The organism is Micromonospora antibiotica (assembly GCF_017599305.1).
GTDB classification, from domain to species: domain Bacteria; phylum Actinomycetota; class Actinomycetes; order Mycobacteriales; family Micromonosporaceae; genus Micromonospora; species Micromonospora antibiotica.
The window spans coordinates 38,719-61,575 of sequence record NZ_JAGFWR010000027.1 but is presented as its reverse complement, the minus strand read 5'-3'; the positions used below and the strand labels follow the sequence as shown (position 1 = coordinate 61,575).

The window sequence follows — 22,857 nt, the reverse complement described above, 5'->3', positions numbered from 1 at the left end:
GGCGGTCGGCCCACCGTCGGCGGTCGGCATGGTGGGCCGGGTCAGCCGCGCCGGCGGGGCACGTGCCGGCGGTAGGCGCTGACCGTCGGGTCGCCGGTGATCCAGAAACGCCACGGCACGTCGTGGGCGGCGGCCACCCCGACCCGGGGACCGGCGGTGACCTCGGCGCGGGCGACCGGGCGGGTAGGCGGGCTCAGCAGCAGGGGACCGCTTCCGTCGAGCACGCAGGTGCCGTTGGCAGACGCGGTGACGTCGAGCGCGACGGCCAGCCGGGCCGGCCCCCGGGCCAGGTCCCGGTCGGCGACGTCCCCCCGGCGGGTGCGGGCCGCCGGCAGCCCGTCGACCACCTCCCCGGCCCGCAGCAGTACGGCCGCCGCCTCACCGTCGCGACCGCAGACGATGTTGAGACACCAGTGCATGCCGAACACGAAGTACGTGTAGGCGTGCCCGGCCGGCCCGAACATCACCCTGGTCCGGGGGGTGGGTCCCCGGTGGGCGTGCGACGCCGGGTCCTCGCCGGTGCCGGCGTACGCCTCGACCTCGGTCAGCCTGATCCGGACGCCACCGGCGGCGAGTTCCCAGCCGAGCAGCGTGCGCGCCGTCTCGGCCACCTCGGCGGCGGGGGCGTGCAGCCACGGGTAGTCCACCGCTCCAGATAACGGCACCTGCGGAAGATCGGCAAACCGAGGACCGTGTTCCCGCCGGTATCCGGGGCAGGCAGACGTCGTCATGCCGGCCGGTCGTCACGGTGGGCAGCCCGACGGATTGCTTAAACATTGTGTTGACAACGGATCGTTGTCAGCATGGAATGGGTGCCATGACCGACACCTTCAGCGCACCTGACGCGGCCCGCGCCCGCGCCGAGCGGACCTACGCCGCGCTGCACCGGATCAGCACCCGGCATGCCGACACCGACGCACGACGACGCCGGCACACCAACCCGTACCTGGCCGACCCGTGGGAGGCCGTCTCGGTGGTCACCGCGCTTGCCGCCGGCGGGGCGACCCGGGAGGTCGACGAGGAGCCCGTCGACGACGCGGACCTCACCGCCGCCCTGACCCTGTTGCCACACCTGCGCGCCGAACTCGACGCGCTGGAGGTGGGCCTGCTGACGATGGCCCGGGCCCGCGGACTGACCTGGCAGGCGATCGCGTTCGGGCTCGGCCTGGGCAGCGCGCAGGCGGCCAAGCAACGCCACGAACGCCTGACCGCCCGCACCGCCTGACCCACCCAGCACCGCCTGACCCGCTGGAACCGCCTGACCCGCCTGAGGCGCTGGAACCGCCTGACCCGCTGGGACCGCCTGGTCGGCTGCGGCCCCACCACCCCAGGTTCGCCGCTCGATACTAAGAGTGGTCAACGCGCAACCACCCACCACCCTGCTGTAGCCCCTTTGCTCTGCTGACCTCGACGCGACAGGCACTTAGCGTCACAGCCTCCCGCGCCGAACCGTCATGCCAGCTCCAACAATTCACCTGGTCAGCGGCGTGGCGCGAATTGGGCAGCAGAGCAAAGGGCGCGAAGGTGTCATAGTGCTCGCCGGAGGAACATTGCTCTCCGTAACGGGAGGTGCTCGCTCACGCACCGCAACCGCCAGCGCGACGAAAACGGCACGCCGCGACGGTCACAGCCGCCGCGACGACGGCGAGCCCAGCGACGACGGCGAGCCCGGCGACGGGGGCGGACCGCCCGCGACGACCGGCCGCAACTACGGCCCGGGCGGTACGTCGGCCGGGCCGGGTGGAACGCGCTGGACCTGGGCGGCGGCATCTCCTACCCGAGCGCCCCTGCCTGATCACCGTCCACACCGGAGGGCCGTTCGGCGCGGACGCCCGCAGCGGCGGCCAGCTGGCCCAGGTCCGGTCGTCCGCCCCCGCGTTGCGGGGCGCGGACGACCGGCACGCGTCAGATCAGCGGGGTACGACCCGCTCGGCAGCCCACTCCCGCCAGCCGGTGAGCTGGTCGGACGCGGCGGCGAGCTGGTCGGCGACCGGGCCGGGGCCGGTCGAGCCGGGGGTGATCCGGGCGGCCAGCGCCGAACGGACCGACAGCACGTCACGCACCGACGGGTCGAGGTGCTCGCTGACCGCCGCCAGGTCGGCGTCGGAGACCTCGTCGAGGGCACAGTCGCGGGCCGCGCAGAGCGCCACCAGTTTGCCGGTGATCTCGTGCGCGTCGCGGAACGGCACGTTGCGCCGGACCAGCCAGTCGGCGACCTCGGTGGCGAGCGAGAAGCCCACCGGCGCGGCGGCGACCAGGCGGTCCACCCGGACGGTCATCGTGGAGATCATCCCGGCCAGCGCCGGGAGCAGCAGCTCCAGGGTGTCGACCGCGTCGAACGCGGGCTCCTTGTCCTCCTGCATGTCCCGGTCGTAGGCCAACGGCAGGCCCTTGAGCATGGTGAGCACGCTCATCAGACCGCCGACCAGCCGACCGGACTTGCCCCGGGCCAGCTCGGCGATGTCAGCGTTCTTCTTCTGCGGCATGATCGACGACCCGGTGGCGAACGCGTCGTCCAGCTCGACCCAACCGAACTCGTGCGACGTCCAGAGCACCACCTCCTCGCCGAGGCGGGACAGGTGCACCCCGACGAGCGCGGTGACGAAGAGGAACTCGGCGACGAAGTCCCGGTCGGCGACCGCGTCCATGGAGTTGGCGAAGGACGTCCGGAAACCCAGCTCCTTGGAGACAGCCACCGGGTCCAGGGGCAGGCCCGAGCCGGCCAGCGCGCCCGCGCCGAGCGGGCTGATCGCCGTACGGTGGTCCCAGTCGCGCAGCCGCTCCAGGTCCCGCAGCAGCGGCTGGACGTGGGCCAGCAGCCAGTGCCCGAAGGTGACCGGCTGGGCGTGCTGGAGGTGGGTCATCCCCGGCGCGGCCGTGTCGACGTGCCGTTCCGCCTGCTCGACCAGGGCCTCGGCCAGCTCCACCAGCCGGGCGGCCACCCCCCGGGCGTGGTCGCGCAGATAGAGCCGCAGGTCGGTGGCGACCTGGTCGTTGCGGGACCGGCCGGCGCGCAGCTTGCCGCCGAGGCTGCCCAGCCGCTCCAGCAGGCCCCGCTCCAACGCGGTGTGCACGTCCTCGTCGTCGATCGTCGGGCGGAACTGCCCGGACGCGCAGGCCGCCTCCAGGTCGTCCAACGCGGCCAGGATCTTTCCCAGCTCGTCGGGGTCGAGCAGCCCCGCGCCGGCCAGCACCCGGGCGTGTGCCCGGGAACCCGCGATGTCGTACGGGGCGAGACGCCAGTCGAACTGGACGCTCACCGACAGCCGCGCCAGGGCCTCGGCGGGGCCACCGGCGAACCGGCCACCCCACAGGCTCGTCCGGTTCGTCGCGGCGCTGTTCTCGGTCAGGCTCTTGTCGTCCACGCCGCTCATTCTGGCAGTGCTCACCTTTCGCTCACCGACTGCGGGGTTCACTCCCGGCACCGGCTCGTCCGTCGTACGGAAACCCGTGACCGGTGCGGTCACGGGGTGTTTCCTTCCCCGGCCTCGTCGCGGCGGGCCCACCCGGCGAGCTTGTCGCCGAGCGCGGCCCCACCGTCGGCCTCGCGGGCCACCACCAGGATGGTGTCGTCACCGGCGATGGTGCCGACGACCTCGGTCAGGCCCGCCCGGTCCACGGCGCTGGCCAGGTAGTGCGCCGCACCCGGCGGGGTACGCAGCACGGCGATGTTGCCGCTGGAGTCGACCCCGTTGAGCAACTCCCGCAGCAGCCGGATCAGCCGGGCGGGGGCCGCCTCGGCGTCGCGCAGCGGCCGGTGGCCGTCCTCGGGGATCAGGTAGCCCGCCCGCCCGTCCCCGCCCCGGGCCTTCACCGCGCCCAACTCCTCCAGATCCCGGGAGAGGGTGGCCTGGGTGACCTGCACCCCGTCGGCGGCGAGCAGGTCGGCCAGCTCGGTCTGGGAACGGATCGCCCTGGCCCGGATCAACTCGACGATGCGGGCGTGCCGGGCGGCGCGGGTCGGGGCGGTCATGATGAGGATGCCTCCAGGAGAAAGGTCAGCAGCGCCTTCTGGGCGTGCAGCCGATTCTCCGCCTGGTCGAAGACCACGCTGTGCGGGCCGTCGAGCACCTCGCTGGTGATCTCCTCGTCCCGGTGGGCGGGCAGGCAGTGCAGCACCTTCACATCCGGCCCGGCGTGACCGAGCAACGCGGCGTTGACCTGGTAGGGCAGGAACGGGGTGATCCGGTCCAGCCCGTCGTCCTCCTGGCCCATCGAGGTCCAGGTGTCGGTGGCGACCACGTCGGCGTCCCGGACCGCCTCGACCGGATCGACAAGTGCCCGTACCGACCCGCCGGTGCCCGCGGCGATCTTCCCGGCCCGGTCCAGCACCCCCGGATCGGGTTGGAACCCGGCCGGCCCGGCGACCCGTACGTGCATCCCGGCGGTCGCCCCGGCCAGCAGGTACGAGTGCGACAGGTTGTTCGCCGCGTCCCCCACGTACGCCAGGGTCCGCCCGGCGGTGCCGCCGCAGTGCTCGCGGACGGTGAGCAGGTCGGCGAGGAGCTGGCACGGGTGGTAGCCGTCGGTGAGCGCGTTGATCACCGGCACGCCTGCGTGCGAGGCGACCTCGGCGATCCGGTCGTCGCCGTGGGTACGCAGCACGATGGCGGCGACGTAGCGGGACAGCACCCGGCCGGCGTCGGCGAGTGTCTCGCCCCGACCGAAGTGGGTGACCTGGGTGTCCACCACGAGCGGGTGACCGCCGAGTTCGGCGATGCCGGCGTCGAAGGAGATCCGGGTCCGCAGGCTCTGCTTGTCGAACAGCACCGCCACCGAACGCGGCCCGGCCAGCGGGGTGAACCCGAACCGGTCGGCCTTCATCCGGGCGGCCAGGTCGAGCACGGCCGACTGTTCGGCCGGGGTGAGGTCGTCGTCGGCCAGCAGGTGCCGGATCATGTGCGGGTCTCCGTCGGGGTCGGGGTGGGAGTGGGTGGTGCCACGGCGCGGGTCTGCGCCCCCGGCGCGGCCGGCGTGCCGTCGGCAGGGGCAACCGCGGTGTCGAGGGCAGCGGCGTCGTCGAGGGCAGCGGCGGCCGGAAGGGCGGCGGTGTCGAGGGCGGCGGGGAGGGCGGCCAGGAACGCGTCGACCTGCTCGCCGGTGAGGATCAGCGGCGGGGCGAGCCGGATCACCCCCGGCTGGACCGGGTTGACCAGGAACCCCGCCGTGCGCAGCGCGCCGGCCACCGGGCCGGCGACCGGTGCGGCGAGCACGATGCCGAGCAGCAGCCCGGCTCCGCGTACCTCGGCCACCAGCGGGTGGCCCAGCGCCTCGACGCCCCGACGCAGCCGTTCACCGATGCGCTTGACGTGGTCGAGCAGGCCCTCGCCGGCGATGGTGGAGACCACCGCGAGGGCGGCGGCGCAGCTGACCGGGTTGCCGCCGAAGGTGGTGCCGTGCGAACCGGCCCGGAGCAGCTCGGCGGCCCGACCGAAGGCCAGGCACGCGCCGATGGGCAACCCACCGCCCAGCCCCTTGGCCAGGGTGATGACGTCCGGCTCCACCCCGTCGGCCTGGTGGGCGAACCAGTGACCGGTGCGTCCGATGCCGGTCTGCACCTCGTCGAGCACCAGCAGGGCCCCGTGCCGGGCGGTGATGCGCCGCGCCTCGGCCAGGTAGCCGGGCGGCGGGACGACCACCCCGTTCTCGCCCTGGACCGGCTCCAGGATCACCATCGCGGTGGCGTCGGTGACGGCCGCCGCCAGCGCCGCCACGTCGCCGTACGGGACGTGGTCGACGTCGCCGGGCAGCGGGCGGAACGGGTCGGCCTTCGCCGGTTGGCCGGTCAACGCCAGTGCCCCCATGGTGCGGCCGTGGAAACCGCCGATGGTGGCCACGACGTGCGACCGGCCGGTGAGCCGGGACAGCTTGAACGCGGCCTCGTTGACCTCGGCGCCGGAGTTGGCGAAGAACACCCGGCCGGGCCGGCCGGCCAACGCCAGCAGCAGCTCCGCGAGGGCCACCGGGGGTTCCGCCACGAACAGGTTGGAGACGTGGCCGAGGGTGGCGATCTGTTTGGAGACGGCGGCCACCACGGCGGGGTGGGCGTGCCCGAGCGCGTTGACCGCGATCCCGCCGAGCAGGTCGACGTACTCCCGGCCGGCCTCGTCGACGACGACCGCGCCGGAGCCGGAGACCAGCGCCAGCGGCGGGGTGCCGTAGTTGTCCATCATGGACTCGCCCCAGCGTTGCACCAGCGTGCTCATGCGCCGACCGTGCCTTCCTCGTGGGTGGACCCGGACGGGGTGTCGACGACCATCGTGCCGAACCCCTCCGAGGTGAAGACCTCCAGCAGGGTGGAGTGCGCGACCCGACCGTCGACGACGTGCGCGGCGGGCACTCCCCCGCGCACCGCCCGCAGGCAGGCCTCCATTTTGGGCACCATCCCCGCTTCCAGGGACGGCAACAGCGCCGCCAACGCCTCGGCGTCGATCTCGCTGACCAGGCTGGTGGTGTCCGGCCAGTCGGCGTACAAACCGGCGACGTCGGTGAGGACGACCAGCTTGCGGGCGTGCAGGGCGATCGCCAACGCCGCGGCGGCGGTGTCGGCGTTGAGGTTGTGCAGCACCCCGTCGACGTCCGGCGCGACGGTGGAGATGACCGGGATCCGGCCGGCCGCGATCAGGTCGGTCACCGCCGAGACGTCCACCGACTCCACATCACCGACCTGACCGACGTCGACCGCCTCGCCGTCGACCCAGGCGGGCCGCCGCACGGCGGTGAACAGGCCGGCGTCCTCCCCGGACAGGCCGACGGCGAACGGGCCGTGCGCGTTGATCATGCCGACCAGTTCCCGGCCGACCTGGCCGACCAGCACCATCCGGACGACGTCCATCGCCTCCGGGGTGGTGACCCGCAGGCCACCCTTGAATTCGCTGGCGATGCCGAGTCGCCCCAGCATCGCCGAGATCTGCGGCCCGCCGCCGTGCACCACGACCGGCTTGAGCCCGGCGTACCGGAGGAACACCATGTCGGCGGCGAAGGCCCGTTGCAGCGCCGGGTCGACCATCGCATTGCCGCCGTACTTGACCACCACGGTGGCCCCGGAGAACCGGGCCAGCCAGGGCAGCGCCTCGATCAGCGTCTCGGCCTTCACCTGGGCCCGGGTGAGATCCGCGGACAGGCTCATGTCGAGTACGCCGAGTTCTCGTGCACGTACGCGTGCGACAGGTCGTTGGTCCAGATCGTCGCCGCCGCCGCACCCGCGTGCAGGTCGATGCGGATGGTGACGTCCCGCCCGGTCAGGTCGACCTTGGACCGGTCCTCCGCGGCGGCACCGCCACGGCACACCCAGATCCCGTTGACCGCCACGTCCACCGCGTCCGGGTCGAACGCGGCGGTGGTGGTGCCGACCGCCGCGAGGATCCGACCCCAGTTCGGGTCGTTGCCGAACAGCGCGGTCTTGACCAGGTTGTTGCGGGCCACCGACCGGCCCACCTCGACCGCATCGTCCTCGTCGGCGGCACCGACCACCTCGATGGCGACCTGCTTGGTCGCCCCCTCGGCGTCGGCGACCAACTGCTGGGCCAGGTCGTGGCAGGCGGCGGTGACGGCGGCGGTCAGCTCGGCCTCGTCGGGCTCCACCCCGGACGCCCCGCTGGACAGCAGCAGCACCGTGTCGTTGGTGGACATGCACCCGTCGGAGTCGACCCGGTCGAAGGTGACCCGGGTGGCGGCCCGCAACGCGGCGTCCAGCAGCTCCGGCCCGGCCACCGCGTCGGTGGTCAGCACGCACAGCATGGTGGCCATGCCGGGGGCGAGCATCCCGGCCCCCTTGGCCATTCCGCCCACCGTCCAGCCGGCCCCCCGCACGACGGTGGTCTTCGGCCGGGTGTCCGTCGTCATGATCGCCACGGCGGCGGCCGGGCCGCCGTCGCGGGCCAGTCCCCGGATCGCGGTACGCACCCCGGGAAGCAGCTTGTCCATCGGCAGCCGCTCACCGATCAGGCCGGTCGAGCAGACCGCCACGTCACCGGCACCGAGCCGCAGCCGGGGGCTGGACGCGGTGAGCGCGGCGGCGGTGTGCTCGGCCGTGGCGTGGGTGTCCTGGAAGCCCGCCGGACCGGTGCAGGCGTTCGCCCCGCCGGAGTTGAGCACCACGGCGCGGACCACACCGCCCCGGACGACCTGCTGGGTCCACCGCACCGGCGCGGCCCTGACCCGGTTGGTGGTGAAGACGCCGGCGACCCCGGCGTCCGGGCCGTCGTTGACGACCAGGGCCACGTCGGTGGCCCCGCCGCTCTTCAACCCGGCCGCGACTCCGGCCGCACGAAACCCCCGAGGGGCGGTGACACTCACAGTGCATGCCTTTCGTTCGCGACTGCGGGGCTCCGCTGCGCTGCGCTCCTCGCGCTCACGGGGCAACTCCAAAGAGGGGCAGGCCGGTGGTTTCGGGCAGGCCGAGCATCAGGTTGGCGTTCTGCACCGCCTGGCCGGCGGCGCCCTTGCCGAGGTTGTCGATGGCGCTGACCACGATCACCCGGCCGGAGTCGACGTCGACGGTGGCCTGGAGGTGGCAGGAGTTCGCCCCGGCGGTGGCGGCGGTGTGCGGCCACGCCCCCTCGGGCAGCAGGTGCACGAACGGCGCGTCGGCGTACGCCTCGGCCAGCACCGCGCGCGGGTCGGCGTCGCCGGTGGGCACGGCGGTGACGGTGGCGAGGATGCCGCGCGGCATCGGGGCCAGCACCGGGGTCAGCGACAGCCCGGTCGCGCCGGTGGCCTGCTTGATCTCCGGGACGTGCTGGTGGGCACCGACCTTGTAGGGCGACAGGTCCCCCATCACCTCGCTGCCGAGCAGGTGCGTCTTGGCGGCCCGCCCGGCCCCGGAGGTGCCGGAGGCGGCGACCACGACCACGTCGGCCGGCGAGACCGCACCGGCGGCGATCAGCGGCGCGAGGGCCAGGGTGATGGCGACGGCGTAGCAGCCGGTGTTGGCGACCCGGGTCGCCCCGGCGATCGCGGACCGCTGGCCGGGCAGCTCCGGCAGGCCGTACGTCCACGCCCCGGCGTGCGGGCCGCCGTAGTAGCGGGACCAGGCGTCGGCGTCGCGCAGCCGGTGGTCGGCGCCGAGGTCGACCACCCGCACCGACTCGGGCAGTTCGGCGGCGAGCGCCGCCGACTCGCCGTGCGGCAGGGCCAGGAAGACCAGGTCCGCGTCGGCCAGCGTGGCCGCATCGGTTGCCGCGAACACCAGGTCCAACCCCACGAGCTGCGGGTGTACGGCGGTGACCGGCGCTCCGGCCTGACGGTGGGCGGTGGCGGTGACCAGGTCGAACTCGGGATGACCGGCGATCAGGCGCAGCAGCTCGCCCCCGGCGTAACCACTCGCTCCGGCGACCGCAACTCGGATACCCATTCCTACCTCCGCATGACTATGCAGAGAAGGCTAGTCCGCACCTGCGCCGGATGCAAGTTAATACATCCGTCCGCATGTAAATGATAAGCCTGACCGCCGGTCACGCCCCGACCACCCTGGGCGAACCCGCTGTCCTGGCTACGTCGACCGACCCGGAGGTGGCCGGGTCCCGGCTTGCCGGCCCGGGACCCGACCACCGGCTCAGTTCGCCCGCTCGACCAACCCGTGCTGCCGCTGGTAGGTCCGCAGCGCCACGTCCCAGGCCTCGGTGTACTCCGACGGGCCCAGGTTGAGGTCGTGGTGTCCCCGGACCGCCTCCCGCAGCAGGGCCACCAGCTCCGGCACCGTTCCGCGACGCTCGTCGACGTAACGGCGGAAGACGTCGGCGAACTGCTCCCCGGTCAACCGGGCCGCGTGCGCGGTCACCGGATCGGCCTCCAACGCCTGGAGCACCGCACACCACCGGCGGGTCAGGTCGTCGACGTGCCGGGCCCGGATCTTCTGCAACTCGTGGTCACACTCCAGCCGGATCCGTTCCTCCCAGTACGGCCGCAGCCGGTCACGCACCCGCTCGTCGGGGCTGACCCGCACGTGGGCGGTGAACTGCGGCAGCGACTCGTTCGCCGGCCACCGCTGCCCGGCGAGCCGTTCGTTGAGCACCCGCTCCAGCTCGTGGGAGCGGTGCGGCTCGAACTCCCGGGACACGTCCACGATCCGCTCCCGGACGATCCCACCGGCCCAGTCGAGATACCGCTCGGCACGGAACTTCAACTCGTCGAACGTCATCCGCCGGCCGGTCCACAGATACACGGGGTGCACCCGGAAATCGAACGCGTCCCCCTTCGCCGGCACCAGCAGCGGATGCGGGACGTCCTGGCGGAACGACACCGTGACGGGCGGCGGCGGTGGCAGCGGCGGCACCGGCTCGAGCGGAGCCGGCGAGCCGAACAGGCCCTGCCACCAGTGGCGGCGCTGCGGCATCGGAAGTTGGCTGCCCATGGCGGTGCTGGGGTGCGGGTTCATCGGTGATCCTCGTCGGTGAGTCGGCGTACGGCGGCGAGCAGGGAGTTGTGGGGCATCAGGGGTCCCCAGACGTGGCTCAGCTGGTGGTCCAGCCGGTGCCGCAGGGGTGCCCGGCCCGCCACCACCAGAGCGAGCAGTTCCAGGCAGTGGGCGGCGACCTCGGGGTGCCCGTCGGCCCGGTTGAGCCAGAAACCGAGCGTGCGCCACGCGCGGTAGGCGGTCGTGGGCAGGCTGAGCGCGTTCGCCCAGCAGTCGGCCAGGTCGGTCGTCGACACGGTGCCGACCCGCGCCAGATCGAGCAGCTCCGGCCAGTGCTCCCGAGGGGCGGGCGCCCACCGGTCGGCGAGCACCCGCAACGCCCGTCCGGCGTGCAGCCACACCTCCGGGTCCGGCGACCGGGTCCACTGCGCGAGGGCCGGCAACACGGTCGCCTGGTGACCGGCCGTGTGCACCTCGACCAGGCCCCGCACCACCGAGTGGTGCCAGCGTTGCATCCGCGCCCCGGCGATCTGGCGCAGATGCAGCAGGGCGGTGTCGGGCCAGAGCCGGGCGAGCCCCAACGCGTAGGCGCGGGCAACCGTGTCCCGCAGGTGGGCCGGCCCTACGGACGCCCACCGGTCCAGTTCCGTGCGTACGCGCTGGCGCAGCTCCGGTTGCATGGCCATGGCGACCAACGCGATGGCGGCGGCCTGCCGGACGCCGGCCCGGCGTTCCCGGGCCAACTGGTCCACGGTCTCCAGGGCGACCCGCACCCCGTGCCGGGCGGACCAGCCCACCGCTCCCGCAGCGGCCTCCCGGACCCCGGGCGACCCCGTGCGCACCAGGGTGGCGAGCCAACCGAGCAGATGCTCCGGCAGCCACCAGTCCGACCAGGCGACCTCCAGGAGGCTGGTCCGCAACTGGTCGTTGCCGGGCGAGAACTCGATCCGCCGCCCACCGCTGAGCCGGTCGTCGTCGACCAGGACGACGGCCTGCCGCAGCACCGGTCCGAGCAGCAGGTCGACCACCCCACCGAGGAACCCCACCGGTGGCGTGGTCGCGCCGTCGGTGTCCGGTGCCGGCCCGGTGAGCAACCGTCCGGCCGCCGCCTGGACCTCCACCACCGACTGTCCCGCCAGCACCGCGCAGGACAGCCGGAACGCCCGCCGCTGGTCGACGTCCCACCGGGACGACCCGTCGACACCGTCTTCCTCGACGCAGAGCACCCGTCGGGCACGCTCGCGCAACTGCCGGGGCAGCAGTCGCTCCAGCCGTTCGGTGAGGTCGCCGCCGCGCGGCGGCGCCTGGGCGATCAGCTCCGCCAGCCGGACGACCTCACCGGCGCGCGGACCGCCGGCCAGGTGGGCGGCGAGCAGCGGATGCGGGACGCACTCCTCCTCGACGTACGCGTCGACGCAGTCACCGGTGCAGTGGTCGGCGCACCAGCCGACGCACTGCCCACGCAGCAGCCGGCGCAGCTGCGCCCGGAACACCTCCACCGAGGCCGCCGGGCGGTGGGGCACCAGCTGCCCGGTGAACTCCTGCTCCCGGTGCGCGAAGTCCCCGACCAGCACCAGGCTGCTCCCGAGGGTCTCCAACCTCACCGCGAGTCCCACCAGGGTCAGGCCGTCCAACTCCCGGACCGCCTCGTCGCCGAGCGCCAGGGTGTAGCCGTGGCCGGGCCGGACGGGTGCGTCGGCGCCCAGCAGGTCCGACAGGTGTTCCGCGTCGAGCACGCCGACCCGGTCGTAGCCGTAGCGGCGGGCCGAGGCCAGGCAGCCGGCGGTGTGTCGCCCCGTTCCGTCGGGGCCGGTCAGGCAGACCAGGTGGCGCAGTTTGAGCTGCCGGTCCAGCCGCTGGTCGCTCGGCGCGGGGGCGTAGCCGTCGGCCAACTGCCGCACCCAGGTGCCGCTGAGCGTCTCCGACCAGGTCCGGCCGCCCGCCCCCACGGTCGCCGTGGTGATGTTCACGGTGCCGATCGCGGTAGCCCCCGGACCGGTCGCGTTCTGGCCCCGGACCCGTACGTCACCGACCCCGATGCTCGACGGGGCACCGAGCAGTGCGGTGAGCCGGGCGAGGACGGCAGCCGGGTCCGGTGCCTCCTCCGGCTCGTCCACCGGTTCGTCCTCGGCGGCCGACCCCGGCGGGGGCGCATCCGTCGGCGCGGGCCGCCCGGCCACGGTCTCGTCCGACCCCCGTTCGTCGGAGCGGGCGGAGTCCGGCGCGGCGTCGACCGGTGCGGGCGGTCCGACGTCGTCGGGGTCCGGCGGGTCCCACGAATCCGCCGTCCCGTTCATCGGCCGCCGCCATCGCCGCCGAAGACGGCGTCGCGGCCGACCGATCCGATGGCCGTCGCGTTCGGGCCGATCGCGTTCTGCCCCTGCACCCAGATGTCGCCGGTGCGGATGCCCGACCCGGCCGTGCCGGACCCGGTGTCCTTCCCGGCCGTGCCGGACCCGGTGTCCGGCCGCGGAGGTGGCGGTCCCCCGGTGGGCGACGACGGCTCCTGCGGCGGTGGCCACGACGACATGTCCTCGTCGACCACGTAGAGCCAGGCGGGCTCCCGGAACTCCTTCGCCGGGTGCTCGACCTCGATCCGGCGGAACCGCTCCGGCCGCATCTCCTCCGGATACTCGCAGACCACGTCGCGGTACATCTCCGTCGAGACGACCAGCGCGACCCCCGCGTCGGGGAACGCGGCGAGCGCCTGCCGCACCGGGGTGGCGTCGCAGAGCCGGCAGACGTGCACGACCGCGTGGCCGGGGAAGCCGTTGGCCCCGTCCAGGTGCACCAGACCCTGGTGTACGGCCACCCGCAACCGGATCTGCGCGGGAGCGGTCCGGCTGCTGTTGAACGCCCGCAGCCGCCGGTTGAGTTCCGGTACGAACCGGCCGATGACCCGGGACTCCGGGACGTCGCGGGGCAGGATCGCCAGCTCGCCGTCGCCGGCCTGCTGGGTGGTCCAGGCGACCCGGTCCAGGCCCACCTCGGTCGCCGCCGCGTGCAGCAGGGTGTGGAAGTTCTCCTGTGCCTCGTACTGCTGAAGATTGCTGCGTCGGCTGTACCGCTCCATGTCCACGGAAACCAGCAGACGCCGTTCGGGATGTCGCATCCGGCACACCCTTCGTCGCCGGCCCGCTCGGCGAGCGGGCACCACCGGGCACATCGAACCCGGCCCGACGCCCGCAGACCCCTCAGAAGTACGGCATCGGCGGGACTGTCGGCATCCGGTCATCCCACCGTGGACAGATGTCGTGGTAGCCGGTATCCGGTCTGCTGCCAGCATGTGGACGAACCTGACCGAACTGCTCCTGGCGCTCGGGGTGTCCCCCGCCGCGATCCTCGCCCTGCTGGTCGTCGAGGCCCTCGCGGTCCGCAGCGGGGCGGTGCGACGCGTGTCCACACGGATACGCTTCGACACTTCTCGTCTGCTGAGGAAGGTGCTGATGCTGATGCGGCTACCACACGACCGGCCCGACGGCGACTGGCCGTACGGGACCTTCCTGCAACGGCTCGACGACCCGGTGCGGACCGCGTTGCTGGCGTCCGGAGTCCGGCGTCAGGTACCGGCCGGGCAGATCCTCATCCACGAGGGTCACCGGGAGGCGCACCTGGTGCTGCTGGAGGACGGCCTGACAAAGGTCACGGCGTCCCTGCCCGACGGGCGGACCGCCCTGCTGGCACTGCGGGTCGGCGGCGACCTGGTGGGCGAGATGTCGGCCCTCAACGACCGCCCCCGATCGGCGACCGTGACCACCTGCGGGCCCACCAGCTACAGCGTCATCCAGCCCGAGCAGTTCAAGACCTTCCTGCGGGGCCACCCCAACGCCGCCCTGGAACTGGCCGCCATGGTCTCCGACCGGCTGCGCTGGTCCAACCGCCGCCGGATCGACTTCTCCTCGTACTCGGTGAAGATCCGGGTGGCCCGGGTGGTGGCGGACCTGTGCCGCTCACACGGTCGACAGGACCGCGACGCGGTGGTCATCGACGTCCGGCTGACCCAACCGGAACTCGCCACCATCTGCGGGGCCGCCGAGACCTCGATCCAGAAGGCGCTGAGGGAGCTGCGCGCCGACGGGCTGGTGGAGACCGACTACCGGCGGATCACCGTGCGCGACCTGGCCGCCCTGCGCGCCTGCGGGGAGATCACCGACGAGACGTGACGGCGACGGCCCCGACCCGGTGACCGGATCGGGGCCGTCGTCAGGCCGGTGCGCGTCAGGCGCCGCGCAGGGTCGCTCCGAACCGCCGGGTGGCGACGGCGACGGCGGCGTCCCGGGCGGCCACCGCCTCCTCCACGGTCAGCGTCCGGTCCGGAGCCCGGAAGGTGAGCTTGTACGCCAGCGACCGGCGGCCCGCGCCGAGCGACTCCGAGGCGTACACGTCGAAGAGGCGGACGTGCTCCAGCAGCTCACCGGCCCCCTCGACCAGTGCGGCCCGGACGTCGGCGGCCGGCACCGTGTCGTCCAGCACCAACGCCACGTCGATCAGCGCGGGGGGGAACCCCGACACGGTCGGCGCGGACACCACCGGGGCGGCCGGCAGGGCGTCCAGGTCCAGTTCCATGGCGCTGGTGCGGCGCGGCAGCTCCAATGCCGCCACCACCGTCGGGTGCAGCTCACCGGCGTGGCCGACCACCACCCCGTCGACCAGCAGCGCGGCACACCGACCCGGGTGCCAGGGTGCGTGCTCGGCGGCCCGTACCTCGATCCGGTCCGCCGGCAGGTCGGCGGCGGCGAGCACCGCCCGGCCGGCCTCCACGGCGTCGGCCCAGCCGGCGGCCCGGCCCGCACCCCACCAGCCGGCCGGGTCCACGTCCCCGGTGAGCACCACCGCGACGTGCCGGGGCTGGGCCGGCACCACCGCGTCGGCGGCGGCGAACTCGGCGTCGGTGGGGCGACGGTCCACCCCCATGACCGGCGGCGCACCCACCCCGGCCCGCGGGTGGAACACCGTGCCGATCTCATAGAGCGCGAGGTCACGGTGGCCCCGGCCCAGGTTGCGCTTGAGGATGCCGAGCAGCGGGCCGAGCAGCGTGGTGCGCAGCAGCGGCTCCTCCTCCGACAGCGGGTTGGCCAGCCGCACCGCCGGCCGACGCGGGTCGTCGGCGGGCAGCCCCAGCTGGTCGGCCAGCTCGGGGGCGACGAACGGCAGGCCCAGCACCTCGACGTAGCCGCGTTCGGCCAGTGAGCGGGCCACCGCCCGGCGGCGACGCTGCTGCCAGGTCAGACCCCGGCCGGGCGGCGCGGTCGGCAGCACCGACGGCACCCGGTCGTAGCCGTCGAGGCGGACCACCTCCTCGACCAGGTCGGCCGGGTCGGTGAGGTCGGGCCGCCAGGTCGGCGGAGTGACGGTGAGCACGTCGCCGGCACCGGCGGCCGTCCCGACCGTCCCCGGGTCCTCGGCCAGCCGGTCGCCGCCCCGGATCACCGTGCAACCCACCTGCTCCAGCAGGTCGACCACCCGCTGCGGGGAGTAGTCCACCCCGATCCGGCGCGACGGCAGGTCGGCCGGGAGGGTGACCGGGCGCATCGGCCGGACGTGGTCGAGGTCGAGGACCTCCGCGCCGGCCTCGCCACCGCCGTGCGTGGTGAGCAGCTCGACGGCGCGCTGGAGGGCCACCAGCGGCAGCGCCGGGTCGACCCCCCGCTCCCACCGCTTGGCCGCCTCGCTGAACAGCTTGTGCCGGCGGGCGGTGCGGCCCACCATCACCGGGTCCCAGTGGGCGGCCTCCAGCAGCACGTTGGTGGTGCCGCCGACCACCTCGCTGGTCTCGCCGCCCATCACCGCGGCCAGCGAGATCGGGACGCCGTCGCCCTCGCCCGCGAGGGAGTTGGGCAGCCCGGCGTCGCAGATCACCATGTCCTCGGCGGTGAGCGCGCGGACCACACCGTCCAGTGTGGTCACCTTCTCGCCCGCCTCGGCCCGGCGCACCACCAGCGGACCGGTGATCCGGTCGGCGTCGAAGGCGTGCATCGGCTGACCCAACTCGAGCATCACGTAGTTGGTGATGTCGACCGGCAGCGAGATGCTGCGGATGCCGGCCACGGTCAGCCGCTGCCGCATCCAGCCGGGCGTGGTCGCCGTCGGGTCGACACCCCGGACCATCCGGGTGGCGAACCGGTCACAGCCGACGGTGTCGCGCAACTGCACCGGGTACGCCGGCTCGTCCGTCCCGGCCGGCGCGGGCACCAGGCCCGGGTCACGGAAGGACAACCCCAGGGCGTACGCCAGCTCCCGGGCGATGCCGCGCACGCTCAACGCGTACCCCCGGTCGGGGGTGATCTCCAGCTCGACCACGACGTCGTCGAGGCCCACCACCGGCCGGGCGTCGTCGCCGGGTCGGGCGGCGGTGTCCGGCGGCAGCACGATGATGCCGGAGTGGTCGTCACCCAGCCCCAGCTCCTGCGCCGAGCAGATCATGCCGGCCGACATCCGGCCGTACGTCTTGCGGGCGCCGATGGTGAAGTCGCCGGGCAGCACCCCGCCGGGCAGGATCACCACGACCCGGTCGCCGGGGGCGAAGTTACGCGCCCCGCAGACGATCTGCTGCAACTCGCCGGTGCCGTTGGCGGTGCCCACGTCGACCAGGCAGTGCCGGATCGGCTTCTTGAACCCGGTCAGCTCCTCGATCTCGCGGACCTCACCGACGACCAGCGGACCGGTGACCGTGCGGCGCAGGTCCACCACGGACTCGACCTCGATACCGAGGTCCACCAGGGCCTGTTCCAGATCCTCGGTGGGCAGGTCGACGGGGAGGTCGACGTACTCCCGCAGCCAACTGACAGAAACTCGCATGACTCAGACCACCGTCTCCGTGACTCGTACCCGCATCGCCCTACGCCCCGGCCCCGAACGCGCGGGTGAACCGCACGTCGCCCTCGGCCATGTCCCGCATGTCGCTGACCCCGTGCCGGAACATCACCGTCCGGTCGATGCCCATGCCGAACGCGAACCCGGAGTAGATCTCCGGGTCGATGCCGCAGGCCCGCAGCACCCTCGGGTTGACCATGCCGCAGCCGCCCCACTCGACCCAGCGCGGGCCGTCGCGGTGCTCGGGGAACCACACGTCGAACTCCCCCGACGGCTCGGTGAACGGGAAGTAGTGCGGACGCCACCGGGTCTTCGCCCCCGCGCCGAACATGGCCCGGGCGAAGTGGTCGAGGGTGCCACGCAGGTGCGCCATCGTGATGCCCCGGTCCACCACCAGGCCCTCGACCTGGTGGAAGACGGGAGCGTGGGTGGCGTCCAACTCGTCGGTGCGGTAGACCCGGCCGGGCACCACCACGTAGATGGGGGGCTTGCGGGTCAGCATGGTGCGCGCCTGCACCGGCGAGGTGTGGGTGCGCAGCACCAGGCCGGAGGCGTCCGCGCCGGCCGGCGGTGCGATGTGGAAGGTGTCCATCAGCCCACGCGCCGGATGGTCGGCGGGGATGTTCAACGCGTCGAAGTTGGTCCACTCCAACTCGACCTCGGGACCCTCGGCCACCTCGTAGCCCATCCCGACGAACAGGTCGCTGATCTGCTCCATCAGGGTCGACAGCGGGTGGCGTGCGCCCCGGGGCCGCCGGTCGTACGGCAGGGTCACGTCGACCCGCTCCTCGACCAGCACCCGGGCGGCCTGCTCCCGGTCGAGCACCTCGGCGCGGGCCGCGTACGCGGACTCGATCGCCCGGCGGGCCTCGTTGACCCGCTTGCCGGCGTCGGACTTCGCGGCCGGCGGCAGCGCGCCGATCTCCCGGCGGGCCAGCGACACCGGGGACCGGTCACCGAGGTGCGCGGGGCGCAGCGCGGTCAACGCGTCGGGGTCGGTGGCGGCGGTGAACGCCTTCTCGGCGTCGGCCACCGCCTCGGCCAGGGCGGCCGGGTCGAGCAGGGCGACCTGCTTCGGGTCGTACGGATCGTTGCGGTAGCTCATGGCGTACGGGCACTCCCTCACGGCGGCGCCGACCCTCCCGGGCGGCTAGGCGAGTCTACGGACGCGCGGCTTCGCCGCAGCCCGCCGGTGGGAGTTGCGCGCGGGGAAGTGTCAGGCCCGCCGCCCGCCGACACCGGCGGGCTGGGTAAACGAACGCCGTGGCGCGTTCCGCACGTGACCGACTCCCCTGCTGGGTGTGCGCCGACCGGGGTCAGCGCAGTGCTCGGGCTGAAGCGTACAGGCAGACGGCGGCAGCCGCAGCCAGGTTCAGGCTCTCCGCCCGCCCGTGCAGCGGCACCCGGACCCGGGCGTCAGCGACGGCGGTCAACTCCTCAGGCAGACCGTGCGCCTCGGCCCCGAACAGCCAGGCGGTGGGGGCGGCGAGCCGGCCGTGGTCGACGAGGTCGTCGAGGTCGCTGTCGCCGTACCCGGTGGTGGCGAGGACCGCCAGCCCGGCGGCCCGCAGCGCGTCGACCACGGCCCCGGGGTCGGCGGCGCGGACCACGTCGACGTGGAAGAGGCTGCCGGCGGAGGCCCGCACGCACTTGCCGTTGTAGGGGTCGACGGTGTCACCGGCGAAGACCACCGCGCCCGCGCCGGCCGCGTCGGCGGTGCGCAGCACGGTCCCGGCGTTGCCCGGGTCACGGATGCCGGCGAGCACCGCGACCAGGCGTGGTCCGCGCGCCAGGGCGGTCGCGAGCGGCACGTCGAGGTGCCGGCAGACGGCGACCAGTCCCTGCGGGGCGACGGTCTCGGTCAGCGCCGCCAGGGCCTCGTCGGTGACCTCGGAGACCGGCAGGTCGGCGTGGGCGGCCCGGGACGCCAGGTCGGCGTGCCGGTCCAGGGCGGTCGGCGTGCCGAAGAGTTCCACGACCGTGCCGGTGCGGTCGAGCGCCTCACGGACCGCCTGCGGCCCCTCGGCGAGGAAGCGGCCCGCCGCGTCGCGGTCCCGCCGCCGGTGCAGCCGCCGGGCGGCGACCACCCTGGGGGTACGCGGGGTGAACGGGCCGGCGACGGCGTCGAGGCGCCTCCCGCGCGCTGGTGACTGCATGGGAGACGCCTCGATCTGCTGCCGGGGTGGGTCAGGCGGCCTGGGCCGCGGCGCCACCGGTGCCCTCGGCCGTCACGGCGGCCCGGGCCAGCTCGACGATCGCGGCGAACGCCGCGGCGTCGTGGACGGCCAGGTCGGCCAGGATCTTGCGGTCGACCTCGATGCCGGCCAGGCGCAGGCCCTGGATGAGCCGGTTGTAGGTCATGCCGTTGGCCCGGGCGCCAGCGTTGATGCGCTGGATCCAGAGCTGCCGGAAGTCGCCCTTGCGGTCACGACGGTCCCGGTAGGCGTACTGCATCGAGTGCAGCACCTGCTCCTTGGCCTTGCGGTACAGCCGGGAGCGCTGACCGCGGTAACCACTCGCGGTCTCCAGCAGGGTACGACGCTTCTTCTGGGCGTTCACAGCCCGCTTGACGCGTGCCATCTCAACTCCTTGTTAGGTAAAGGTGGCGCGCGTCAGCGGCCGAGCAGCTTCTTGATGCGCTTGACGTCGGACTTGGCCAGCTCGACCGTGCCGGTCAGCCGCCGGGTCTGGGTGGACGGCTTCTTCTCCAGGTTGTGGCGAAGGCCGGCCTGCTGGGCGACGATCTTGCCCTTGCCGGTCACCTTGACCCGCTTGCCCATACCCGTGTGGCTCTTCATCTTCGGCATGTGGAACGTCTTCTCCCTGTTACTGGCCGCTGGTGTCAGCGGTCGGGCCGGTCTCGCCGGCTGCTGCGGTCTCGCCGGCCGCCGGGGCCTCGCCGTCTGCCGGCGACGCGGACTCGTCCGCGGTCCGGTCCCGGGGGCCGGTGCGGGACGCCGTGGCGGCGACCGCGGAGGCCTTCACGGCCCGGTGCGGCGCGAGGACCATGATCATGTTCCGACCGTCCTGCTTCGGAGCGGCCTCGACGTATCCCAGGTCCGTGATCTCGGACTCGAGCCGGCGCAGGAGCCGGTAACCCAGCTCCGGGCGGCTCTGCTCCCGACCACGGAACATGATCGTCACCTTGACCTTGTCGCCCGCCTTGAGGAACCGCACCACGTGACCCTTCTTGGTCTCGTAGTCGTGCGGGTCGATCTTCGGCCGGAGCTTCATCTCCTTGATGACGGTCTGCTGCTGGTTACGCCGCGCTTCGCGCGCCTTGAGTGCGCTCTCGTACTTGAACTTGCCGAAGTCCATGAGCTTGCACACCGGCGGGCGCGCCATCGGCGCAACCTCGACCAGGTCCAGGTCGACGTCCGCGGCCAGCTGCAGGGCGCGCTCCAGCGGGACGATGCCCACCTGCTCACCCTCAGGGCCGACCAGTCGGACCTCACGTGCCCGGATCTGCTCGTTCACGCGTGGTTCGACGCTGATGGGGCCTCCTCGAGTCGAGTCTGCTGTGTGGCCGACTCCGCGCGGCCCCCGGGTGGGGACGACTCGGAAAGCAGAAGGCCCCGGCACATGCCAGGGCCCGCTCGACCGGTCGGCACGATCACATGATCGCGCATCCGGCACCGGGACATGCCCGGAACCGGTGACCGGACCCGGCCACCGACTGGGGCGACTCGGGTGGGAGCAGGCGCTCCGCTTCGGGACCGCCTGACCGCCGGAGGCGGAGGCAGTCTGGTCGACTCCGAAACACTACACCCCCGCCCCAGCCATCCCCAAACCGGGCCCGCAGGTCAGTGGGGGTGGAAAATCCTCAGCCCCGGGTCGGGGCGCCGCCCAGGCGGGCCAGGTGGGCCTGGTGCAACCGGCGCAACGCGCGCACCCCGTCGACCGCGATCTCCTTGTCGGCGGCCTGGAGCGCCACCATCGGCAGCAGGTCGTCGTCGTGCAGCTCCAGGCTGGCCCACGGCGCACCCCGGTCGAAGCGCACCCCCCGCACCACCTCCCAGGGCAACTCGTACGAGCCGAGGATGTTGCGCACCCGCACCCCCCGGGCGTCCGCCTCGACCCGGGGCCGGGTGAACAGCAGGATGCCCAGCGCGCCGAACACCCCGAGGCCGATCATGGCGAACTGGTCACCGCGCTGAAAGGTGCCGTAGCCCTCGCCGGTCGCCCCGGTCAACGAGGTGGCCACCAGGCTGAAGACCACCAGCAGGGCGATCGCCGAGGCCCAACAGACGACCCGGATACGGCGCGGCTTCAGGCGGATCAACTCGGTGTCGCTCACCGCTCCAGTCTGCCACCCGCCGCAGCCCACCCCCGCGCCGCCACCCGGTGGCGGGATCAGAGGCGGCAGGCGTGGATGTTGGTGACCAGGATGGCGCGGGCGCCCAACTCGTACAGCTCGTCCATGATCCGGTGCACGTCGTCGCGGAGCACCATCGCCTGCACGGCGACCCAGCCCTCCCGGTGCAGCGGGGAGACCGTCGGCGACTCGATGCCCGGGGTGAGGGCGCTGGCCCGGTCGAGCAGACCGGCCGGCACGTCGTAGGCGAGCATCACGTACCGGCGGGCCACCAGCACCCCGTGCAGGCGACGCAGCAACTGCTCCGCCTGCGGGTGGGCCGGCGCACCGGCCCGGCGGACCAGCACCGCCGAGGAGCGCAGCAGCGGGTCCCCGAAGACCACCAGCCCGGCCTGGCGCAGCGTCGCGCCGGTCTCCACCACGTCGGCGACGACGTCGGCGACCCCGAGCCGGATGGCGTTCTCCACCGCGCCGTCGAGCCGGATCACGTCGGCCTTGACGCCCAGGTCGGCCAGGTAGCGCTCGACCAGCCCCGGGTACGCGGTGGCGATCCGGTGCCCGCCCAACTCCTGCACGTCACCGACGTCCTGGGGGCGGGCGGCGAAGCGGAAGGTGGCCCGGCCGAAGGCCAGGTCGACCACCTCCTCGGCGGGGGCGCCGGAGTCGATCAGCAGGTCCCGGCCGGTGATCCCGACGTCGAGGTCACCCGAGCCGACGTAGGTGGCGATGTCCTTCGGGCGCAGGTAGAAGAACTCGATGTCGTTGGCCTCGTCCGGGCAGACCAGGTCCTTGGGGTCGGTGCGCTGGCGGTAGCCCGCCTCGCGCAGCATCTGGGCGGCCTTCTCGGCCAGGGCGCCCTTGTTGGGTACGGCGACACGCAGCATGACGGAGTGCTCCTTCGATCGGATCAGATCAACGACGCGGGCGCACTCACAGATGTCGGTAGACGTCCTTCAGCTCCAGACCGCTGGCCAGCATCAGCACCTGCACCTGGTAGAGCAGTTGCGAGATCTCCTCGGCGGTGCGTTCCGGCCCCTCGTGCTCGGCGGCCATCCACGACTCGGCCGCCTCCTCGACGACCTTCTTGCCGACGAAGTGCACCCCCTTGGACAGGGCGGCGACCGTGCCCGAGCCCGGCGTGCCGGCGGCGGCCTTGGCCTGGAGCTCGGCGAACAACTCCTCGAACGTCTTCACGGGACCGGATTCTTCCAGCCGCCCCCCGACGCCGTGCGCTCCGGGGTCCGGCCGAGTCGTCCGGCCACGCCGGGTTCCCGCAGGCTGGGACGCGCCCGCCGGCCCGGTGGCGTGCCGGCCCAGCCGGGACGACCGGACGGCACCCCGGCAACGGACCGGACACGTTTGGACATCGATC

General features: G+C 73.4%; 22 protein-coding genes. 2 read left to right on the top strand and 20 right to left on the bottom strand.

The window, feature by feature from the left end; genetic code table 11:
• Positions 1 to 41: 41 nt before the first annotated feature.
• Positions 42 to 647 carry a DNA-3-methyladenine glycosylase gene (locus tag JQN83_RS28270; protein WP_307799834.1) on the bottom strand — a complete coding sequence of 202 codons (606 nt, stop codon included), beginning with the start codon at positions 645 to 647 and terminating at the stop codon, positions 42 to 44.
• 170 nt (positions 648 to 817) lie between these two features.
• Here JQN83_RS28270 and JQN83_RS28265 point away from each other — a divergent pair, with 170 nt between their 5' ends.
• Positions 818 to 1,225, top strand: a complete 408-nt coding sequence (locus JQN83_RS28265; protein ID WP_208570194.1) for a DNA-binding protein — start codon at positions 818 to 820, stop codon at positions 1,223 to 1,225.
• Positions 1,226 to 1,910: 685 nt separating this feature from the next.
• Here JQN83_RS28265 and argH read toward each other — a convergent pair.
• The 10 genes from argH to JQN83_RS28215 form a co-directional block, all read right to left on the bottom strand.
• Positions 1,911 to 3,374 (bottom strand): argininosuccinate lyase, encoded by a 1,464-nt coding sequence (gene argH / locus JQN83_RS28260; protein ID WP_208570221.1) that lies wholly within the window; start codon positions 3,372 to 3,374, stop codon positions 1,911 to 1,913.
• A gap of 89 nt (positions 3,375 to 3,463) precedes the next feature.
• Positions 3,464 to 3,973: an arginine repressor gene (locus JQN83_RS28255; protein WP_208570193.1), complete on the bottom strand. Its 510-nt coding sequence runs from the start codon at positions 3,971 to 3,973 to the stop codon at positions 3,464 to 3,466.
• Positions 3,970 to 4,899 (bottom strand): ornithine carbamoyltransferase, encoded by a 930-nt coding sequence (gene argF, locus JQN83_RS28250; RefSeq protein WP_208570192.1) that lies wholly within the window; start codon positions 4,897 to 4,899, stop codon positions 3,970 to 3,972. The genes JQN83_RS28255 and argF overlap by 4 nt, the downstream gene beginning before the upstream one ends.
• Complete coding sequence (locus JQN83_RS28245; protein ID WP_208570191.1) at positions 4,896 to 6,206, bottom strand: acetylornithine transaminase; 1,311 nt, start codon at positions 6,204 to 6,206, stop codon at positions 4,896 to 4,898. Before JQN83_RS28245 ends, argF begins: the two co-directional genes overlap by 4 nt.
• Positions 6,203 to 7,129, bottom strand: a complete 927-nt coding sequence (gene argB / locus JQN83_RS28240) for an acetylglutamate kinase (RefSeq protein WP_208570190.1) — start codon at positions 7,127 to 7,129, stop codon at positions 6,203 to 6,205. The genes JQN83_RS28245 and argB overlap by 4 nt, the downstream gene beginning before the upstream one ends.
• Positions 7,126 to 8,298: a bifunctional glutamate N-acetyltransferase/amino-acid acetyltransferase ArgJ gene (gene argJ, locus JQN83_RS28235; protein ID WP_208570189.1), complete on the bottom strand. Its 1,173-nt coding sequence runs from the start codon at positions 8,296 to 8,298 to the stop codon at positions 7,126 to 7,128. Before argJ ends, argB begins: the two co-directional genes overlap by 4 nt.
• A 55-nt stretch (positions 8,299 to 8,353) precedes the next feature.
• Positions 8,354 to 9,355 (bottom strand): N-acetyl-gamma-glutamyl-phosphate reductase, encoded by a 1,002-nt coding sequence (argC, locus tag JQN83_RS28230; protein ID WP_208570188.1) that lies wholly within the window; start codon positions 9,353 to 9,355, stop codon positions 8,354 to 8,356.
• A 201-nt stretch (positions 9,356 to 9,556) separates the two neighbouring features.
• Complete coding sequence (locus JQN83_RS28225) at positions 9,557 to 10,378, bottom strand: hypothetical protein (protein ID WP_244253375.1); 822 nt, start codon at positions 10,376 to 10,378, stop codon at positions 9,557 to 9,559.
• On the bottom strand, positions 10,375 to 12,654 hold the full coding sequence (locus JQN83_RS28220) for a hypothetical protein (protein ID WP_208570187.1): 2,280 nt from the start codon (positions 12,652 to 12,654) through the stop codon (positions 10,375 to 10,377). Before JQN83_RS28220 ends, JQN83_RS28225 begins: the two co-directional genes overlap by 4 nt.
• On the bottom strand, positions 12,651 to 13,469 hold the full coding sequence (locus JQN83_RS28215; RefSeq protein ID WP_208570186.1) for a hypothetical protein: 819 nt from the start codon (positions 13,467 to 13,469) through the stop codon (positions 12,651 to 12,653). Before JQN83_RS28215 ends, JQN83_RS28220 begins: the two co-directional genes overlap by 4 nt.
• Positions 13,470 to 13,641: 172 nt before the next feature.
• Between JQN83_RS28215 and JQN83_RS28210 the strand changes: the two genes are divergently transcribed.
• The gene (locus tag JQN83_RS28210) at positions 13,642 to 14,520 is read left to right on the top strand and encodes a Crp/Fnr family transcriptional regulator (RefSeq protein ID WP_244253374.1); all 879 of its coding nucleotides are present in this window, start codon (positions 13,642 to 13,644) and stop codon (positions 14,518 to 14,520) included.
• A gap of 55 nt (positions 14,521 to 14,575) precedes the next feature.
• On the opposite strand, the gene pheT is transcribed toward JQN83_RS28210, so the two are convergent.
• The 9 genes from pheT to JQN83_RS28165 form a co-directional block, all read right to left on the bottom strand.
• Complete coding sequence (gene pheT / locus JQN83_RS28205; protein ID WP_208570185.1) at positions 14,576 to 17,155, bottom strand: phenylalanine--tRNA ligase subunit beta; 2,580 nt, start codon at positions 17,153 to 17,155, stop codon at positions 14,576 to 14,578.
• Positions 17,156 to 17,195: 40 nt separating this feature from the next.
• Positions 17,196 to 18,275, bottom strand: coding sequence for a phenylalanine--tRNA ligase subunit alpha (pheS, locus tag JQN83_RS28200; protein WP_208570184.1), 1,080 nt, complete (start codon positions 18,273 to 18,275; stop codon positions 17,196 to 17,198).
• 211 nt (positions 18,276 to 18,486) lie between these two features.
• On the bottom strand, positions 18,487 to 19,326 hold the full coding sequence (locus tag JQN83_RS28195) for a TrmH family RNA methyltransferase (RefSeq protein WP_208570183.1): 840 nt from the start codon (positions 19,324 to 19,326) through the stop codon (positions 18,487 to 18,489).
• A gap of 31 nt (positions 19,327 to 19,357) precedes the next feature.
• The gene (gene rplT, locus JQN83_RS28190; protein ID WP_067305147.1) at positions 19,358 to 19,750 is read right to left on the bottom strand and encodes a 50S ribosomal protein L20; all 393 of its coding nucleotides are present in this window, start codon (positions 19,748 to 19,750) and stop codon (positions 19,358 to 19,360) included.
• A 32-nt stretch (positions 19,751 to 19,782) separates the two neighbouring features.
• Positions 19,783 to 19,977, bottom strand: coding sequence for a 50S ribosomal protein L35 (gene rpmI / locus JQN83_RS28185; RefSeq protein WP_088645193.1), 195 nt, complete (start codon positions 19,975 to 19,977; stop codon positions 19,783 to 19,785).
• 19 nt (positions 19,978 to 19,996) lie between these two features.
• On the bottom strand, positions 19,997 to 20,647 hold the full coding sequence (gene infC / locus JQN83_RS28180; protein WP_208570182.1) for a translation initiation factor IF-3: 651 nt from the start codon (positions 20,645 to 20,647) through the stop codon (positions 19,997 to 19,999).
• Positions 20,648 to 20,993: 346 nt separating this feature from the next.
• Positions 20,994 to 21,467 carry a PH domain-containing protein gene (locus JQN83_RS28175; RefSeq protein WP_208570181.1) on the bottom strand — a complete coding sequence of 158 codons (474 nt, stop codon included), beginning with the start codon at positions 21,465 to 21,467 and terminating at the stop codon, positions 20,994 to 20,996.
• A gap of 56 nt (positions 21,468 to 21,523) precedes the next feature.
• On the bottom strand, positions 21,524 to 22,369 hold the full coding sequence (gene hisG / locus JQN83_RS28170) for an ATP phosphoribosyltransferase (protein ID WP_208570180.1): 846 nt from the start codon (positions 22,367 to 22,369) through the stop codon (positions 21,524 to 21,526).
• 46 nt (positions 22,370 to 22,415) lie between these two features.
• Positions 22,416 to 22,679, bottom strand: coding sequence for a phosphoribosyl-ATP diphosphatase (locus tag JQN83_RS28165; protein ID WP_132265090.1), 264 nt, complete (start codon positions 22,677 to 22,679; stop codon positions 22,416 to 22,418).
• Positions 22,680 to 22,857 lie beyond the last annotated feature (178 nt).

Bases quoted from the DNA above. Each gene is read 5' to 3' on its own strand.
- JQN83_RS28225 (WP_244253375.1), bottom strand. From the start codon at position 10,378: ATGAACCCGCACCCCAGCACCGCCATGGGCAGCCAACTTCCGATGCCG.
- JQN83_RS28215 (WP_208570186.1), bottom strand. From the start codon at position 13,469: ATGCGACATCCCGAACGGCGTCTGCTGGTTTCCGTGGACATGGAGCGG.
- JQN83_RS28220 (WP_208570187.1), bottom strand. From the start codon at position 12,654: ATGAACGGGACGGCGGATTCGTGGGACCCGCCGGACCCCGACGACGTC.
- hisG (WP_208570180.1), bottom strand. From the start codon at position 22,369: ATGCTGCGTGTCGCCGTACCCAACAAGGGCGCCCTGGCCGAGAAGGCC.
- pheS (WP_208570184.1), bottom strand. From the start codon at position 18,275: ATGAGCTACCGCAACGATCCGTACGACCCGAAGCAGGTCGCCCTGCTC.
- JQN83_RS28245 (WP_208570191.1), bottom strand. From the start codon at position 6,206: ATGAGCACGCTGGTGCAACGCTGGGGCGAGTCCATGATGGACAACTAC.
- JQN83_RS28195 (WP_208570183.1), bottom strand. From the start codon at position 19,326: ATGCAGTCACCAGCGCGCGGGAGGCGCCTCGACGCCGTCGCCGGCCCG.
- rplT (WP_067305147.1), bottom strand. From the start codon at position 19,750: ATGGCACGCGTCAAGCGGGCTGTGAACGCCCAGAAGAAGCGTCGTACC.
- pheT (WP_208570185.1), bottom strand. From the start codon at position 17,155: ATGCGAGTTTCTGTCAGTTGGCTGCGGGAGTACGTCGACCTCCCCGTC.
- rpmI (WP_088645193.1), bottom strand. From the start codon at position 19,977: ATGCCGAAGATGAAGAGCCACACGGGTATGGGCAAGCGGGTCAAGGTG.
- argB (WP_208570190.1), bottom strand. From the start codon at position 7,129: ATGAGCCTGTCCGCGGATCTCACCCGGGCCCAGGTGAAGGCCGAGACG.
- JQN83_RS28255 (WP_208570193.1), bottom strand. From the start codon at position 3,973: ATGACCGCCCCGACCCGCGCCGCCCGGCACGCCCGCATCGTCGAGTTG.
- JQN83_RS28210 (WP_244253374.1), top strand. From the start codon at position 13,642: ATGTGGACGAACCTGACCGAACTGCTCCTGGCGCTCGGGGTGTCCCCC.
- argF (WP_208570192.1), bottom strand. From the start codon at position 4,899: ATGATCCGGCACCTGCTGGCCGACGACGACCTCACCCCGGCCGAACAG.
- argC (WP_208570188.1), bottom strand. From the start codon at position 9,355: ATGGGTATCCGAGTTGCGGTCGCCGGAGCGAGTGGTTACGCCGGGGGC.
- JQN83_RS28265 (WP_208570194.1), top strand. From the start codon at position 818: ATGACCGACACCTTCAGCGCACCTGACGCGGCCCGCGCCCGCGCCGAG.
- argH (WP_208570221.1), bottom strand. From the start codon at position 3,374: ATGAGCGGCGTGGACGACAAGAGCCTGACCGAGAACAGCGCCGCGACG.